At 57.5% G+C, this 16,045-nt stretch carries 12 protein-coding genes; 7 read left to right on the top strand and 5 right to left on the bottom strand.

Features of this window, described 5'->3' with window-relative positions; genetic code table 11:
* The first annotated feature begins 144 nt into the window (after positions 1-144).
* The 3 genes from sbnA to ACRDT3_RS04390 are packed head-to-tail and all read left to right on the top strand — an operon-like array spanning position 145 to position 4,177.
* A complete protein-coding gene (gene sbnA, locus ACRDT3_RS04400) occupies positions 145-1,137 on the top strand; it encodes a 2,3-diaminopropionate biosynthesis protein SbnA (RefSeq protein WP_431491814.1) in 993 nt (330 codons plus the stop codon).
* Entirely contained in the window at positions 1,134-2,762 is a 1,629-nt protein-coding gene (locus ACRDT3_RS04395) for an FAD/NAD(P)-binding protein (protein WP_431491813.1), read from the top strand. The genes sbnA and ACRDT3_RS04395 overlap by 4 nt, the downstream gene beginning before the upstream one ends.
* A complete protein-coding gene (locus tag ACRDT3_RS04390; RefSeq protein WP_431491812.1) occupies positions 2,759-4,177 on the top strand; it encodes a Y4yA family PLP-dependent enzyme in 1,419 nt (472 codons plus the stop codon). Before ACRDT3_RS04395 ends, ACRDT3_RS04390 begins: the two co-directional genes overlap by 4 nt.
* 151 nt (positions 4,178-4,328) lie before the next feature.
* Here the strand turns inward: ACRDT3_RS04390 and ACRDT3_RS04385 are convergent, their stop codons facing one another.
* Genes ACRDT3_RS04385 through eat form a run of 5 tightly spaced genes read right to left on the bottom strand, consistent with a single transcriptional unit; the run spans position 4,329 to position 10,251 of the window.
* A complete protein-coding gene (locus ACRDT3_RS04385) occupies positions 4,329-5,129 on the bottom strand; it encodes a 3-oxoacyl-ACP reductase (RefSeq protein ID WP_431491811.1) in 801 nt (266 codons plus the stop codon).
* A 55-nt stretch (positions 5,130-5,184) separates the two neighbouring features.
* Positions 5,185-6,585, bottom strand: a complete 1,401-nt coding sequence (locus ACRDT3_RS04380) for an aldehyde dehydrogenase family protein (protein WP_431491810.1) — start codon at positions 6,583-6,585, stop codon at positions 5,185-5,187.
* The gene (locus ACRDT3_RS04375) at positions 6,582-7,352 is read right to left on the bottom strand and encodes a gamma-glutamyl-gamma-aminobutyrate hydrolase family protein (RefSeq protein ID WP_431491809.1); all 771 of its coding nucleotides are present in this window, start codon (positions 7,350-7,352) and stop codon (positions 6,582-6,584) included. Before ACRDT3_RS04375 ends, ACRDT3_RS04380 begins: the two co-directional genes overlap by 4 nt.
* Before the next feature lie 19 nt (positions 7,353-7,371).
* Positions 7,372-8,763, bottom strand: coding sequence for a glutamine synthetase family protein (locus ACRDT3_RS04370; protein WP_219844316.1), 1,392 nt, complete (start codon positions 8,761-8,763; stop codon positions 7,372-7,374).
* Positions 8,764-8,814: 51 nt separating this feature from the next.
* Positions 8,815-10,251: an ethanolamine permease gene (gene eat / locus ACRDT3_RS04365; RefSeq protein WP_400341496.1), complete on the bottom strand. Its 1,437-nt coding sequence runs from the start codon at positions 10,249-10,251 to the stop codon at positions 8,815-8,817.
* Between the two features lie 227 nt (positions 10,252-10,478).
* Between eat and ACRDT3_RS04360 the strand changes: the two genes are divergently transcribed.
* The 4 genes from ACRDT3_RS04360 (at position 10,479) to ACRDT3_RS04345 (ending at position 16,024) form a co-directional block, all read left to right on the top strand.
* Complete coding sequence (locus ACRDT3_RS04360; protein ID WP_431491808.1) at positions 10,479-11,150, top strand: FadR/GntR family transcriptional regulator; 672 nt, start codon at positions 10,479-10,481, stop codon at positions 11,148-11,150.
* 339 nt (positions 11,151-11,489) lie between these two features.
* Positions 11,490-11,879, top strand: a complete 390-nt coding sequence (locus ACRDT3_RS04355) for a (deoxy)nucleoside triphosphate pyrophosphohydrolase (protein ID WP_038993007.1) — start codon at positions 11,490-11,492, stop codon at positions 11,877-11,879.
* Positions 11,876-14,863 carry a DEAD/DEAH box helicase gene (locus tag ACRDT3_RS04350; protein WP_431491807.1) on the top strand — a complete coding sequence of 996 codons (2,988 nt, stop codon included), beginning with the start codon at positions 11,876-11,878 and terminating at the stop codon, positions 14,861-14,863. Before ACRDT3_RS04355 ends, ACRDT3_RS04350 begins: the two co-directional genes overlap by 4 nt.
* A gap of 87 nt (positions 14,864-14,950) precedes the next feature.
* Positions 14,951-16,024, top strand: coding sequence for a nucleoside hydrolase (locus ACRDT3_RS04345; protein WP_431491806.1), 1,074 nt, complete (start codon positions 14,951-14,953; stop codon positions 16,022-16,024).
* Positions 16,025-16,045: the final 21 nt, after the last annotated feature.

The raw sequence follows: 16,045 nt of genomic DNA, 5'->3' as shown, positions 1-16,045 counted from the left end.
CTGCCACGGAATCCTTGAATATCCTAGGCAGTTCGGCATTGCGCGCATAGACTTGCCGAAAATGCGATGAGATGGATTAAAGCCCCATTCGCGCATGAAGAGCAGGTTTTCTGGAATTGCCACACCTGAATGCGAGCGATGAACATGGATAGTGCAGGAACCCTTAGTCCGTTCAATTCCCCTGTCGTGAAACTGGAACGCCTTTTCGACAGCCCGGATATCGAAATTTATGCCAAACTCGATTTGCTCCAGCTTTCGGGCAGCACCAAGGAGCGCACTGCAGGGAGCCTGATTGAATCCTTCATGGAATCCGGCCAGCTGCAGCCCGGAGGCATGGTCATCGAATCAACCTCCGGCAACCTGGGCATCGCCTTGTCTCGGCAGTGCGTGGTGCGGGGCATCAAATTCGTGGCAGTAGTCGACGAGAACGCCAATAAATCCGCCTTGGACATCATGCGCGCTTACGGGGCCACCGTTGAGGTGGTGGTCAACCAGCCCGATGGGAACAAGCTGGCTGCCCGCCGGCAGCGGGTGCAACAGCTACTGGCCCAGAACCCGGGCGCAGTGACCACCAATCAGTACGGGTCCCCTGATAATCCCAAGGCGCACTACTCATCCACCATGCCCGAAATCGTGGAAGCGCTGGACGGAAAAGTGGATATGCTCTTCGTCGCAACCAGCACCACGGGCACAATTCTCGGATGCCAGAAGTACATCCGGGAGCATGGCTTGAACACCAAGCTGGTTGCAGTGGACGCTTTGGGATCCGTGCTCTTTGGCGGAGAATCCGGAAATCGCCGCTTGCCTGGTTTGGGAGCAGGCATCGTTCCGGAGCTGGCTTTGCAGGCCGAGCCCGATCATGTGTTCCGCATCCGCGAGATTGACATGGTTCGCGGATGCCGTACGCTTGCCCGGCGTGAAGGAATCCTGGCTGGCGCCTCTACCGGCGCCATCGTTTCTGCCATGAGCCAGATGATGCCGGAGATTCCTGCAGGTTCGCGGGTAGCCTTCCTGGTCCACGACTCTGGAGTTCCTTATCTGCATAGCGTCTATGACGATGATTGGGTTCGCGAGACCTTGGGCGAAGAACCCGAGTCAGACGGCACGGCGAACCTTGTAGACCAGCAGGTGCAATGACACGCATTGCAATGATCGGTGGTGGGCCGAAGTGCTTATATGCGTTGCTTGAACTCAACGATTCGTTGCCGCAGCATCTAGCCGGAGAAATCCAAGTTGATGTTTATGATCCCTACCCGCCCGGGGCCGGACGGGTATGGAACACCGGGCAACCGAGGGAGCTGAAACTCAACGTCAACCCGCGCATTATCGACGCGTCATCCAGCTTGTGCTCTCAGGATTTCAACCAGTGGCAGGAGACAAAGAATATTGCTTCAGTTGACGGATCTTTCCCTGCCCGCGCGCTGGTTGGGGAATACCTGAGTGAGCAGTTCCAACGGCTGGCAGAACACGGGTCGCTGCAAATTGCCCACCGGCCCTGCGCAGTAGAGCGCGTGGCGCGAAGGGGACCGCATTGGGAGGTCCGCACTGTGCAAGGCGCGGAACTCTACGATGAGGTAGTTCTTGTTACCGGGCATGGCTTGGGCGGGTATCGGGCAGAGGATTCGCCGCGCAGGTCAATATCGGCTGCCGCGTTGACCGTAGAACATGACCAGGCTGAAGACGATACTGTGCTGTCTGGAAGCAAGGTTGTGATCAGGGGAGCCGCGCTGACTGCCTACGATGTCGTGTTGCGATTAACCGAGGGACGCGGGGGAAGCTGGGAGAGCACAATTTCAGATGGTTTGGAATTCCTGCACTATATTCCAAGTGGAGAAGAACCAGCTTCGATAACCATGACCTCGCGCAGCGGCATTCCCATGACGCCCAAGCCCAACACCCGACCCGCCAGCGCAGTTGAAGTCCTTGATGGCTATCGAGACCAAGTGCGCCGGTGGGGGATCCAACGCCATGGAACGGCAACAGGTGGAGAGCTTCTGCATCCGGGATTGGACGAGCTGTGGCAGATCCTGCTGTCCTGTGCGATGGAATGCGCCAAAGCCAGCGGCTCGGAGACTGACCAGGATGCCTTGTGGAAGATTCTGCGGACCGGATATTCGGAACAGATGGCAAAGTGGACATCCGCTGCCGAACAGTTACGTGCCAGCGTGCGCATCAATCATGGTTTGGCGACTCCTAGCACGCAGTGGGTATGGGGAACCGTTTGGTCGGGTCTGTATCCGCAGCTGGTCGACGCGCTGTCGCGCATCAGCTGGAATGCGGGTGAGCGAGAGCAATTCAAGACCTTTGCCGCCAATCTTGAGCGGATGGCCTTCGGCCCGCCTGAACCTACGGCCTTGAAACTGCTGGCGCTCTTCGAGGCCGGGCTATTGCACCACGAGCAATCCACGTCAGACGTTCTTGCTGAAGCAGACCTCACGATAGATGCTGTCACCGCGCCTGCCGGGGTGCGCTATGCCTCGTCCTCCGGAGGTGACAGCGCGTCCAGCTTGTTCAGCGATCTGCTCGCCGAGGGCGACGTGCAAGTTCGGGCAGGGGAGCGTGGACTGCTCACCGACAAGGATGGCACATGCCTGGACTCAGCTGGCGAACGCAACGAGTCCCTGGCGGCACTTGGCCGTCCAACAGAAGACCCCACTTTGGGGCATGACACTTTGAATCGTGGCCTGCACCTTGAATACCGAGGTTGGGCACGTCGCATAGCTCGGCAAGTGGCCGCCTCACAACAGAAAGTAGCCCAGTGACTCAACCCCTGATGCACGGAACCATTCCGTTGACTGCACGGCTCGAACCGTGGATGGATTCCCTGATTGCAGATCCCAAGCTCTGCCAGGAACTGATCAAGCAGTACGGTTCTCCACTGAATCTGCATGACTACTCTTCGATGATCCGGAACATCGCCGAGCTGCGGGAAGCAGCAGATGAGCACGAGATTGATTTCCAGATTTATCTGGCACGCAAAGCCAACAAGACACTCGGAGCAATTGACCATGCTGTAGCCGAAGGCTGCGGAATTGATGTGGCCAGTTTCAACGAGCTGGACCAATGCCTCAAGCGGGGAGTGCCAGCGGATCGGATCATTGTCACCGCGGCAGTGAAATCCGAGGCCCTGCTGCAGCTTGCGGTGGAACATGGTGTCGTTCTGAGCCTCGACAACTTGGATGAAACGGCAGAGCTGCAAGCGATTGTGCAGGAGTCCGGGAAACCAGCTGCCGTGGCACTGCGCTTGGCATCGGATAACCCATCCATCCCGCCGACGCGATTCGGTTTGCGGGCTGAAGAATGGCTCGCTTTCCTGGAAAAGGCGGACAAGCCTGAAACCCTAAAAGTCGAAGGGATCCACTTCCATCTCAACGGATATGACGGTGGGCAAAGAGCACTACTAGCCTTCGAAGCGCTGTCGCTGATCGATGCGCTGCGGGACCGCGGACACGACCCAAGCTTCGTGGATATGGGCGGAGGCATTCCGATGTCCTACCTGGACGATGGAAAGCAATGGGCAGGGTTCTGGAAAGCGCTCGCCGAACTCCCCGAGGGCGATGAGTCATTGACTTGGAAATCAGATCGTCTGGGAGCCACAGGGCGTGAAGCCAGTACCGCTCTGTACCCGTACCACCAGGAGCTGATCCGCGGCGAATGGTTGAGGAAGGTTCTGGCAACAGAAGAAACCACGACTCGAAGAACCGTCGCCCAGATGCTTATTGAGCGGGGGATACAGCTTCGCTGCGAACCGGGGCGTTCACTTTTGGATGGGTGCGGACTGACGCTTGCTGAAGTTGCCTTCGTCAAGAACCGCAGCGATGGGGCACCACTGGTCGGCCTGCATATGAACAGAACCCAATGCCGTTCAACTTCCGCCGACTTCCTGCTGGATCCGCTGCTGATTCCCACAGGGCCAAAAGTGCAGGATCGGGCGCCATACGAAGGATTCTTGGTGGGTGCTTATTGCATTGAAGAAGAACTGATCCTGCGCAGGCGGTTTGAGTTCCCGGCAGGTGTGGCCAAGGGAGATCTCGTGGCCTTCCCGAATACCGGCGGGTACTTGATGCACATTATCGAGAGCGCTTCGCACCAGTTGCCGTTGGCGAAGAACCTCGTCATTGATGGCGTTGATTGGATCCTCGACGGCATCGACACTGCTGACTTGCTCGTGGGATAAAGGCACCGTGCTGACAGCCGGCTAGAACTGGCTGATCCCTCGCCACAGGCAATCCGCCGGGAATAGTGACAGGAAAGCCCCGAAAGCAAAAGCACTCCCCTGTATGTGGGCGAATGCCAGATCCAGGGGAGTGCTTGCGTGGTCCTATCCCTTACAGCGGGGTCACGTAGGCTCCAGCGATGCCGCCGTCCACCAGGAACTGGCTCGCGGTGATGAAGGAGGAATCGTCGGAGGCAAGGAAGGCTACCGAGGCCGCCAGCTCATCCGGTTCTGCGAAGCGACCAAGCGGCACATGCACCAAGCGGCGCGCGGCGCGCTCCGGGTCCTTGGCGAAGAGCTCCTTTAGCAGCGGGGTGTTTACCGGGCCGGGGCAAAGCGCATTGACACGGATGCCCTGCCGGGCGAACTCGACTCCGAGTTCGCGGCTCATGGACAGCACCCCGCCCTTGGAAGCCGAGTAGCTGATCTGGCTTGTAGCCGCACCCATGACAGCGACGAAGGAAGCGGTGTTGATGATGGAGCCCCGGCCCTGTTCCTGCATGTAAGGCAGCACGTGCTTGCAGCAGTAGTACACGCTGGTCAGGTTGACCTCCTGGACCTTGCGCCAGGCGTCGATGCCGGTATCCAGGATGGAAGCGTCGTCTGCCGGGGAAATCCCCGCGTTGTTGAATGCGATATCCACCGAGCCGTAGGTCGCCTTGGCGGTGGCGAACAGGTTCTTGACGTCTTCCTCATTGGTGACATCGGTGCGGACGAAAAGCCCGCCGACTTCCGCGGCGGCTTTCTGGCCGATTTCCTCGGCGCAGATATCGCCAATGACCACCTTGGCGCCTTCATGAGCCAAGCGCTTGGCCGTGGCCAGCCCGATGCCGGAGGCTCCGCCGGTAATAGTGGCGACTCGTCCGGCAAGCCGATTGGTGACCAAGCCGTTGTACGGGGCAGTTTCGCTCATCTGATGGTTCTCCTTGCTAGTGATTTGTTTTAGTTGGATGATGCTTTGCGGTAAATCAGCTCTCGGTGTCAATGAAGACGTTCTTGACCTCGCTGAAGGCTTCGAGAGCATCTGGTCCCAGCTCGCGGCCGAGTCCGGATTTCTTGTAGCCGCCGAAAGGAGTGGAATAGCGCACCGAGGAATGGGAGTTCACCGACAGGTTCCCGGCCTCGACCCCGCGGGCCACGCGCAGGGCGCGGCCCACATCCCGGGTCCAGATTGATCCGGAGAGCCCGTACTCCGAGTCATTGGCAATGCGGATAGCATCGGCCTCGTCCTCGAATGGGATCACCGCAACGATCGGTCCGAAGATCTCTTCGCGCAGGATCCGGTCCTGCGGATCTTCGGGAACCACGACCGTAGGCGGGAACCAGTAACCCTCGCCCTGCGGGATCTCGCCCTGGTAAGCGATATCGTTGCGGGGGTTTCCCTGCTCATCGAGCAGGAAGGAGGACACCGTCTGCAGCTGCTTGGCGGAGACCAAAGGGCCCATCACCGTAGCCTCGTCGCTCGGGTCCCCGACGGTTACCGCCGCGACGGCCTGGGTGAATCGCTCCATGAACGCATCCAGAACGCTGCGCTGCACCAGGATCCGGGACCGCGCGCAGCAGTCCTGTCCGGCATTGTCGAAGACACCGCCCGGTGCCTGGGCTGCTGCCTTGTCGAGGTCGGCATCGGCGAAGATGATATTGGCGCTCTTGCCGCCCAGCTCCAGGGTGACCCGCTTCAGCTGGTCGGCGCATCCGCGCATGATGCCCTGGCCCACTTGGGTGGAGCCGGTGAAAACCACCTTGCGGACGTCGGGATGGGTGACAAAGCGCTCGCCGACTACCGAGCCCTTGCCCGGAATGACGGTGAAGACGCCCTCTGGGATGCCGGCCTCGCGGGCCAACTCGCCCAGGCGGATGGCAGTCAGAGGGGTCAGTTCTGCGGGCTTGAGCACGACAGTATTGCCCGCGGCCAGGGCCGGGGCGAAACCCCACCCCGCAATCGGCATAGGGAAATTCCATGGCACGATGATTCCAACGACGCCCAGGGGTTCGTGGAAGGTCACGTTCACTCCGCCTGCGACGGGAATCTGCTTGCCGAAGTTCCGTTCCGGGGCTGCTGCGTAGTAGTTCAGCACATCCCTGACGTTTCCGGCCTCCCAGCGGGCGTTGCCGATGGTGTGCCCGGCATTGAGGACTTCCAGCTGGGCCAGATTCTCCAGGTCGCGGTCTACTGCGGCCGCGAACCTGCGCAGCAGCGCGGCGCGCTCAGCAGGAGCGATCTGGCTCCAGGCGGGAAAAGCCTCGGAGGCCCGGGCAATTGCGGCATCCGCCTGCGCGGTATCAGCCAGCGCGACGTCCTGGACTGCTTGCCCAGTCGCCGGGTTGATCACGGTAAAGGTGTCTTTCACTGCGGTATCAGTGCTCATAGCGCTTCCTGTGGTGTCGAAATAGATTTGCTGGTGGCGTAGTCATGCGCAGCCTGGACGAAAGCCTGCATGAGCCGGATATCTTCCAAGTTCTCTTCCGGGTGGAATTGCGTGCCCAGAACCCAGCCTCGGGCCTGCGGCATTTCAACGATTTCCACCGTCCCGTCGCTGGCGCGGGCGGTGACCTCCAGACCTTTGGCTACCTCCTGCAGGGACTGGTGGTGGTAGCACGGAGCGCTGGCCTGGTTGCCCAGGATCTGCTCCGCCAGCGAACCCTGCGCGGTGGTGAAATCCACCGTGCCGAAGACGCCGGGAGCTGGCTGGTACTTTTCGGCAGCATCCGGAAGCACATCAGGCAGGTGCTGGTTCAGGGTTCCGCCCTGCTGCACGTTGAGCACCTGGGCGCCACGGCAGATGGCGAACAGCGGAACGGCCCGCTCCAGCGCGGCGGCGGCCAAAGCCATGTCGTGCAGGTCCCGCTCCGGCTGTGCCGCCGTGCGCGGGTGCGGTTGCTGGCCGTAGTTGGCAGGATCCACATCCACGCCGCCGATGACTATCAGCCCATCCAGGACGTCCAAGACGGAGGTGTCGGTGGCAACCGGTGGAAGAAGCATTGGCGTACCACCGGCTGCAACTACTGACTTGATGTACTTGCCCGGGACAATGGCCGCGGTACTTTCCCAGACACCCCATTTGGCTTCCTGCCAGTAGGTGGTCAGCCCGATGCGCGGCCTGCGCTGCGCTGGTGGGTCCGATGGATAGTTCACTTGTAGTTGTCCTTCGTGATCAGTGGCGCTCGAAACCACGGGAAACTTCCCAGTCGGTGACCGCCGCGTTGAACTGCTCGATTTCCACGTCCGCGTAGCGGGTGTAGTGTTCCACTACTTCCTTGCCGAAGATTTCCATGGCGATTTCCGAGTTCGCGAAGAGCTCTCGGGCCTCGGCCATGGTTTGGGGCACATGCTGGGATCCGGAGTCGTAGGCGCTTCCGGTCACCATCTCGGGCAGCTCCAGCTTCTTCTCCATGCCGTAGAGACCGGCCGCCAGCATGGCGGCCATGGCCAGGTACGGGTTGGCATCCGCTCCCGGCAGGCGGTTCTCCATGCGTGCGCCGTATCCTTTGCCCACCAGCCGGACCGCGCAGCTGCGGTTGTCCATACCCCAGGCGACGGCGGTAGGTGCGAAGGACCCCTTGGCGAAACGCTTGTAGGAGTTGATATTCGGGGCGTAGAACAGGGTGAACTCCCGCATGGTGGCCAAGACTCCGGCGATGAAGTGGTTGTACATCTCCGTGCGTTCTCCGCGGGCTTCGTCCCAGAAGGCCAGCGAGCCATCAAGCTTGCGCAGCGACATGTGGATATGGCAGCTGGATCCTTCGCGCTGGTTGGGCTTGGCCATGAAGGTGATGGATTGCCCGCGCTGCGAGGCCATGTGCTTGGCCGAGAGCTTGTAGAAGGTGTGGTTATCGCCAGTGGTGACCACGTCGTCGTATTTGAAAGCGATCTCGTGCTGCCCGAAGTTGCACTCGCCCTTGGCCGATTCGACGATCATGCCCGATTCGTACATGGCGTTGCGGATATCGCGTAGCAGCGGTTCGACGCGCATTGAGCCCAGGATCGAGTAGTCGACGTTGTGCTGGTTGGCAGGGGTGAGGTTCCGGTAGCCGCGCTGCTGCGCATCTTCGTAGGAGTCGTTGAAGATCAAGAACTCCAGTTCCGTGCCTGCCATGGCGCGCAAGCCCAGCGCAGCGGCTTTCTCCTGCTGCGCCTTGAGCAGGGACCGCGGGGCCACCGGAACCGGCCGTCCGTCCGTGGTGGCCAAGTCGGTCTGGATCAGTGCCGTGCGTTCCAAGTACGGGACTGGGCGGATGGTGTCGTAATCCAGCACGAACTCCATGTCGCCGTAGCCGGTGTCCCAGCTGGTCAGCGAGTAGCCTTCCACGGTGTTCATTTCGGTATCCACTGCCAGCAGGTAGTTGCAGGCTTCGGTGCCGTGGTTCAGCACGGTGTCCAGGAAGAACTGCGCGTGGACGATTTTTCCCTGGAGTCGGCCCTGCATGTCGGTGAACGCGAGAATGACCGAATCATAGACTCCGGTGCGGATGCCCTCGGTCAGCTGTTCAACGCTCAGCATGCGTTCGTTCTTGGCGGCCTTGACGAGTTCTTGGATGTCTTGCATGGAGAATGTTCCTTCGATTGTCGGTGTGTGGTTCTGTGGCCTGGGACCGGTTTACTTCAGGGCATTTTCTTCGGACTCCAGGATGGCGAATTCTTCTTCGGGTGCGCTGGCAACCAGGCGATGCCTGCTATAGAACCAGAAGTACGCGAGTGCCAGGACGAAGACTCCTGCGGTGATTCCTGCGGCGAGGATGTCCACGACGAATGTTGCGATGAGGGCAATGACGGCAAGCACCAGCGCAATGGACGTGGTGACGATGCCGCCCGGGGTGCGATACCCGCGGGGCAGGTCGGGTTCCTTGATCCGCAGGACAATGTGGCTCAGATTCAGCAGCACGTAGGAGACGGTGGCTCCGAAGACCGCGATATTGATCAGCTGGTCGCCATTGCGGATGACTGCAGCCAGGATGAACCCGATGGTGCCTGGAACCAGCAGGGCCACCCATGGTGTATGGCGGGAGCCGGTCAGGGAGAGGACCCGGGGCAAGTAGCCGGCACGGGACAAAGCGAACAGCTGCCGGGAGTAGGCATAGACGATAGAGAAGAAGCTGGCCACCAAACCTGCCAGGCCCGCATAATTCACGAAGTTCGCCAGCGCCGAATTCTGCCCGTAGGCTTCGCGCAGCGCCTCGGGAAGAGGGGAGCCGGAGACGCTCATGGCTTCGGCTCCCGCGACGCCGGGCACCAGAATGAGCATGGCAGCACCGGAGAAGACCAGGAAGATGACTGCGGTGATGATGCCCTTGGGCATATCGCGTTTCGGGTCTTGCGATTCCTCGGCGGCCAGTGGGACACCCTCTACTGCGAGGAAGAACCAGATACCGAAGACCAGCGCGGCGAGGGTTCCGGAAATGCCGAACGGCATGAAGGCTGAAGAGCCGGCCGAACCGTCTGGCACGATGTCGAAGAGGTTGCTTGGCTCAAAGTGCGGTATCAGGCCAAAGACGGTGACTACCAGCGCCACAATGGCGATAGCGGTGATGCCGAACATCAGCTTGAGTGCTTCTCCCACGCCCCACATGTGGATGCCGATGAAAACAATGTAGGTGACCAGGTAGACGGGCCATGAATTGGTCATCCCGAACAGGCCGAGGGCCTCGATGTAGCCGCCGATGAAGGTGGCGATAGCGGCAGGGGCCACGGCGTACTCGATGAGCACTGCCATGCCGGTGGCGAAACCGCCCAGCGGTCCCATGGCCCTGCGGGCGAAGCCGTAACCTGCGCCCGCGGTGGGCAAGGTGGATGACATTTCGGCAAGACCGAATACCATGCAGGTGTACATGATGCCCATCAGCACGAAGGCAATGAGCAATCCGCCCCAGCCACCAGCGGCCAAGCCGAGATTCCAGCCTGAAAAATCACCGGAAATGACGTAGGCAATACCCAAGCCGGCAAGCAGGATCCAACCTGCGGCGCCTTTCTTGAGCTGCCTATGTCGTAGATAGTCTTTGTCGACTGATGCGTAGTCGATGTGTGAATTCTTGGTCATGTGAGCTTCCTCGGTCCATGAGTCCTGAATCTAATGGACTGAAATCAGTCCTTTGCATGCGCTCAACTGTGGCAGGGGTCACGAAGGAAAGTCAATAGGATTGTTTGAAAATTGAGCTGGCATGGAAAATGAAAGGTGTTTTCTTGAACCACATAGTGTGCCATTCTTAGATCATGGCCGAAACTAAACCATTGGATTCCCGGGATGGGATGAGGTTCCTTGGGCAAGTGCGCCGGGGGAACGTCTTCGAGGAGACTCTCGGGCAACTGTTGCGCGCCATGAGGCTAGGTGTCTTCCCACCCGGTGAAAAATTGCCTGCGGAGAGGGAACTTGCCGAGGCGCTGGGCGTTTCACGAGCAACATTGCGCGACTCGTTGGCGGAATTGCAGAGCGCAGGCTACTTGCAGGTGCAGCGAGGTCGCTACGGTGGAACAGTTGTTGCGGCTCATCCGAATACGCATGAGAACCCATTGGATGATTCGGACCGTGCACGCATTGAGGATGTGCTTGCATTCAGGTCGGTCGTGGAACCTGCCGCAGCTGAATTGGCCGCGGGGGCATCGCTCACTGCAACCCAGCGAAATAATTTGATGCTGGCGCACGAAGCCGTCAATTCGGCTGACGCGACGAACTACCGGCCGCTGGATGCCCGGCTCCATGTCATGATCGCCGATTTGTCAGCTTCGAGCATGCTGGCAAAAGCGGTTGCAGAGGCGCGCGACGCAACTAGCGAGCTGCTGGATCGGATTCCGTTTCTGAAGCCGAATATCGCGCACTCCAGCCGCCAGCACGAGGACATCTTGAACGCTATTCTCCGCGGCGATGGAGTCAGCGCGAAGAAGCTGATGCAAGAACATCTTGATGGCACTGCGACGCTGCTGCGCGGATTCCTGGATTAGGGTAGAGCCTCGACCTTGGCCGTAAAAACCTGACTACTTAATGCCTATGGCTTCGGTGTATTTGTCGATAATTGATCTTGCGGGAATAACAATGGATAAGTATGCCTTCACAGCAAAGTCATCCTTGGGAGTTTGAGCTTCGCGCCCAGCTGCTGATGGTGCTTCGGGCGACATGGCGATTGTTGAGAATCGAACTATTAACCACAGTGCGTTTGAGAGAGAATGCATACTTTCGTAGATAGTTCCGAGACTAGGTCAAAGTGAAACTGTCTGACATGGCCTATATGATCACAAGTAACGAAAGCAGTGGATTTTCATAGTCGTCAGTGGGGGAATCGGTTGAAGAAGCAGATTAACGTAGTAGGCGCGGTAATCGTTAGAAACGACGAGATTCTATGCGCGCAGCGTGGCCTGGCTGGCAGCCTCGGAGGCATGTGGGAGTTCCCAGGCGGCAAGATTGAACCTGGCGAGACTCCTCGACAAGCTCTTGAACGTGAGATTCAAGAGGAGCTGCTCTGCACAGTTACCGTTGCTGATGAGGTTACAAGTACGACTCACGAGTACGACTTTGGGATTGTTACGCTGACGACTTTCTACTGCGAGTTGGTCGATGGCGAACCGCAACTCACGGAGCATGAAGCGACTAAGTGGTTGAAGCGCAGCGAGCTGGGCTTCCTTGAGTGGGCTCCTGCCGATATTCCTGCTGTAGAAATCATTCAGGCTGCATGATGGCATCCAATGCTGACATTGCCTTCACCGGTGGCCTATCAGGGGATGTGACCTACGGCTTTCTGGATGGGAAAAAACAGTCGCGACGCCACCATCACCCACGCGTGGTTTTGAACGGTGACGGAAATACCGTTCTGCGTATCCTCCGCGAGGAGTTAGCTAAATGCGATGAGTTCATATTCTCCGTTGCTTTCGTAACTCCCAACGCAATCGCCATGCTCAAGCAAGAGCTCGTGGAGTTTTCTGGCCGCGGCACGATTGTCACCTCGGACTACTTGGGATTCAACTCTCCATCTGCATTCAGCGAACTTTTGAACCTGGCAAACCTTGGCATCGACGTCCGAATTCATAGTGCCGATGCTTTCCACCCTAAGGGGTACATTTTTAAGTCGACCGATGTGGTTACAGCCATGATCGGAAGTTCGAACCTTACGGGCAACGCCATCGTCAAAAACCATGAGTGGAATCTGAAAGTTACGGCCGCGAACGACAGTGACTTGGCGGTCCAGCTAGCTGACCTAGCTGGACATCAACTACGCGACTCGCTGTCGTTGAGCCAGGAATGGATTGATTTGTATTCGGCGCAGTACACGCCGCCTCCGCCACGTAAGAAGATCGAGATTGCCAAGAACTTGGCACAAGCGGATGAGCAACTCATCGATGAAGTTGTCGAAGGGTTTTCCGAATCCAGCGGTCTAGGCAGCGACATAAACTGGGCTGACCAGCCGATGCCTATTCTGCCTAACCAGATGCAATCCGAAGCGCTCAAGGCATTAGAGATGGTTCGCCTCAGCGGGGAATCAAAGGCGATTGTCATCTCGGCTACAGGTACTGGAAAAACGATACTTTCAGCTCTCGAAGTACGAGCGGCACATCCCAACCGATTCCTATTCGTAGTTCATCGCGAACAAATTCTAGACAAGACCATCAAGGAATATCGCCGCGTCATTGACGGAGAACCGGAGCAGTTTGGGAAGCTCGCAGGAGCTCTAAAACAAAGCGACCGAAAGTTTGTTTTCGCGACAGTTCAAACGTTGTCGCAAGATGCTGTGCTGCAATCAATTGATCCTGAGACATTCGATTACATAATCGTTGACGAAGCCCATCGAGTTGGTTCGCCAACATACAAAAAGGTCTTGTCGTATCTGCAGCCAACGTTCTTGCTGGGTCTGACGGCGACCCCGGAAAGAAGTGACGGGTTCAATGTATTCGAGTTCTTCGACTACAACGTCCCGTACGAGATTCGGCTGAACCATGCTTTGGAAGAGAACATGCTCAGCCCGTTCCATTATTACGGGATTGCAGATGTGACACTTGAGGATGACTCGATTCGCGACAGTTCGGAGGACCTTTCACATTTGGTGACGCCAGATCGAGTGCACCACGTAGTCGATGCCTTAACCAAATATGGTCAAGCGGGGGTTGCGCCGAAAGGGTTAATTTTCTGCTCTCGAAAAGGCGAATCGCAAGCTTTGTCTGATGCTCTTAATCAACGGCAACTTCGCGGAAAGCCGCTTCGGACCGTGAGCCTCAGCGGCGATGACTCCATTGAGAAACGAGAACAAGTAGTCGAACAACTTGAAGCGGGCAAGCTCGATTACATACTTACAGTGGATATCTTCAACGAAGGCGTAGACATCCCCGGTATTAATCAAGTTGTCATGCTCAGACAAACACAATCAGCAATCGTCTTTGTTCAGCAGCTGGGTAGAGGGCTGCGCAAGGCGCCAATGAAGGACTATCTGGTCGTAATCGACTTCATTGGAAATTATGCAAATAACTACATGATTCCTATCGCCCTATTCGGTGATGAATCTTTGAATAAAGAGTCGCTGAAAGAGAAACTGATCGCGACCGAACAAGCTGGCGTCTTGGCTGGGCTATCGAGCATCCGGTTCGACAAGATCGCCCAGCAAAGAGTCCTAGAGTCGATCCGCACGACGGCTTTGGATAGTATCCAAAGACTACGCGGATCGATGCAAGCTATGCAGAATCGAGTTGGGCAAGTTCCGAGGCTTTTCGATTTCTATCGTTTCGAATCTGTTGACCCCGTTCTGCTGGCCACGAAGAAAGAGAACTATCCCGCGCTAGTCAAAAGCCTGCTACGGATCGAGCATGATCTAGACCCAACAGAGTTGAGGGCCCTATCTCTGTTATCTCACGAGGTTTTAACGTCGAAGCGAGTTCACGAGTTTATTCTTGTCCGAGAACTATTAACTGTAGAGTCGCTTACGTTAGATCAATTCGCAGATGCTCTACGGGAACAGGGAGTCGAACCCACTGAACGGGCGATGCTCAGTGCAGTCGATACCCTCAACTTAGCCAATCACGCCCAAGTGGATCAGGCACGTTATGGCATTCGCCTGGCTTCGATCGAAAAAGGGACGATTTCAGCAAATCGCAACTTTGTTTACGCATATCGAACCAATGGATCCTTCGCCGAAGAAGTAGACGACCTGATTCAAACGGGTATGGCCATGGTCAACGACCGTTATGTTGGAGGGAATCCATTCATCGTGGGCGGACAGTATTCTCGTAAGGAAGTTACCAGGCTCCTCGGGGTGCCAAGAAAGTGGACATCGACTTTGTATGGGTACAAGGTTGATATGGACTCAAGAACCTGCCCGATTTTCGTAACTCTCCATAAGTCCGATGACATATCCGCCAGCACGGCTTACCAGGACGAACTGGTGAACCCTTCGCACCTGCGGTGGTTCACTAGGTCGCGTCGTACACTGCAAAGTGACGAAGTTCGAAGAATCGTCAATAATGAAGTGGACCTCCACGTCTTTGTTAAAAAAGACGACGCCGAAGGTGCCGAATTTTTCTACCTTGGCAAGGCCGACTCTAGAAATGCGCAACAAACATTGATGTCAGGCAAGAACCAAGAACAGCTTGATGTGGTTACGATGGATCTGCATTTTGCCGAAGCCATCGACAACGCCTTGTACGACTACTTGAGCCCAAATAGTGACCTCACATAGCGCTGGCCCTATCAAACTTGGTTAGCAATTATCACATGCCTGTGGCGAAAATGAGGGGGAGCGTTGGATCTAAGCAGCGACGCAAATGTGCATAGTTCTAGCGGTTCTTGGAAGCGACTACTAGTCGACTGCGACACCGGCATAGATGATGCCTTGGCGCTGGCGTACCTCTGCTCGCTCGACCATGTCTGGATAGAGGCTGTCACAAGCACCCCGGGCAATGTCGATGCTGAGCAGGTTGCTGCCAACAATCGTGCGTTGCTTGCGTTCTGCGGAAAACTGGACATCCCAGTGCTCATTGGTGCGCGTGAACCTCTGGAGATTCCTTTGGTGACAACGCCGGAAACTCATGGTCCGCAAGGCGTGGGCTACGCGACTCTTCCAGATCCAATGTCCCCAGAGCCAATGGATCTCGATGCCGTCGATTATTGGATCGAAACCGCACGCGAAAACCCAGGCGAACTGACTGTCCTCCTCACTGCTCCACTGACCAACTTCGCTTTGGCGCTTCGCCGCGAACCACGTCTTCCCTGGTTGCTGCGCAAGGTAGTGATCATGGGCGGTGCCTTCTATTACCAGGGCAACACCACACCGACGGCTGAGTGGAACACTCACGTGGACCCGCACGCAGCAAAGGAAGTCTTTGCTGCCTACACTGCTGCCGCTGAGGAAGGACTGGATTCATCGAAGCTGCCGATTGTCTGCTCTCTGGACACCACGGAGCGCTTCGAAATGCAGCCGGAATTCCTGACGAAGCTCTCCATTGAAGTCGGATGCGCTGAACCAGAAATTGTCCAGGCTAGCGACCCCGAAGGGACGTTGAGCAAGTCATCGAATCCGCTGGTGCGCTATCTCTCCGACGCCCTGCGGTTCTACTTCGAATTCCATCGCCAATACGACCAGGGCTACATCGCCCACGTGCACGACTTCTTTGCCGCTGGTGTTGCCGCAGGGACTCTGGACTACGAGACCCGTCCCGGAACGGTGGACGTTGAGACAGAATCGCCGTTGTTCTTCGGTACCACCGTGGCTGACTTCCGCGGGCTGTGGGGCAAGCCGGCGAATGCCCACGTGGTTGTATCAAACGACCCTGAGGCAGGGTTCGCCGAGCTGGTCCAGCGCCTTGGTGCGCTGGCAAGGAAACTCAACGGGAATTCCTGAGCACAGGCAGGTGGGCTAGAA

Origin of the sequence: Glutamicibacter sp. (assembly GCF_050701915.1) — a bacterium.
Lineage (GTDB): Bacteria > Actinomycetota > Actinomycetes > Actinomycetales > Micrococcaceae > Glutamicibacter.
The sequence above is the reverse complement of the archived record's forward strand: the minus strand, read 5'-3'. Positions and strand labels throughout refer to the sequence as shown.

What these genes read in the sequence shown, in the direction of transcription:
- ACRDT3_RS04370 (WP_219844316.1), bottom strand. Translation starts at nt 8,763, where the DNA reads ATGCAAGACATCCAAGAACTCGTCAAGGCCGCCAAGAACGAACGCATG.
- ACRDT3_RS04385 (WP_431491811.1), bottom strand. Translation starts at nt 5,129, where the DNA reads ATGAGCGAAACTGCCCCGTACAACGGCTTGGTCACCAATCGGCTTGCC.
- ACRDT3_RS04350 (WP_431491807.1), top strand. Translation starts at nt 11,876, where the DNA reads ATGATGGCATCCAATGCTGACATTGCCTTCACCGGTGGCCTATCAGGG.
- ACRDT3_RS04395 (WP_431491813.1), top strand. Translation starts at nt 1,134, where the DNA reads ATGACACGCATTGCAATGATCGGTGGTGGGCCGAAGTGCTTATATGCG.
- ACRDT3_RS04380 (WP_431491810.1), bottom strand. Translation starts at nt 6,585, where the DNA reads ATGAGCACTGATACCGCAGTGAAAGACACCTTTACCGTGATCAACCCG.
- eat (WP_400341496.1), bottom strand. Translation starts at nt 10,251, where the DNA reads ATGACCAAGAATTCACACATCGACTACGCATCAGTCGACAAAGACTAT.
- sbnA (WP_431491814.1), top strand. Translation starts at nt 145, where the DNA reads ATGGATAGTGCAGGAACCCTTAGTCCGTTCAATTCCCCTGTCGTGAAA.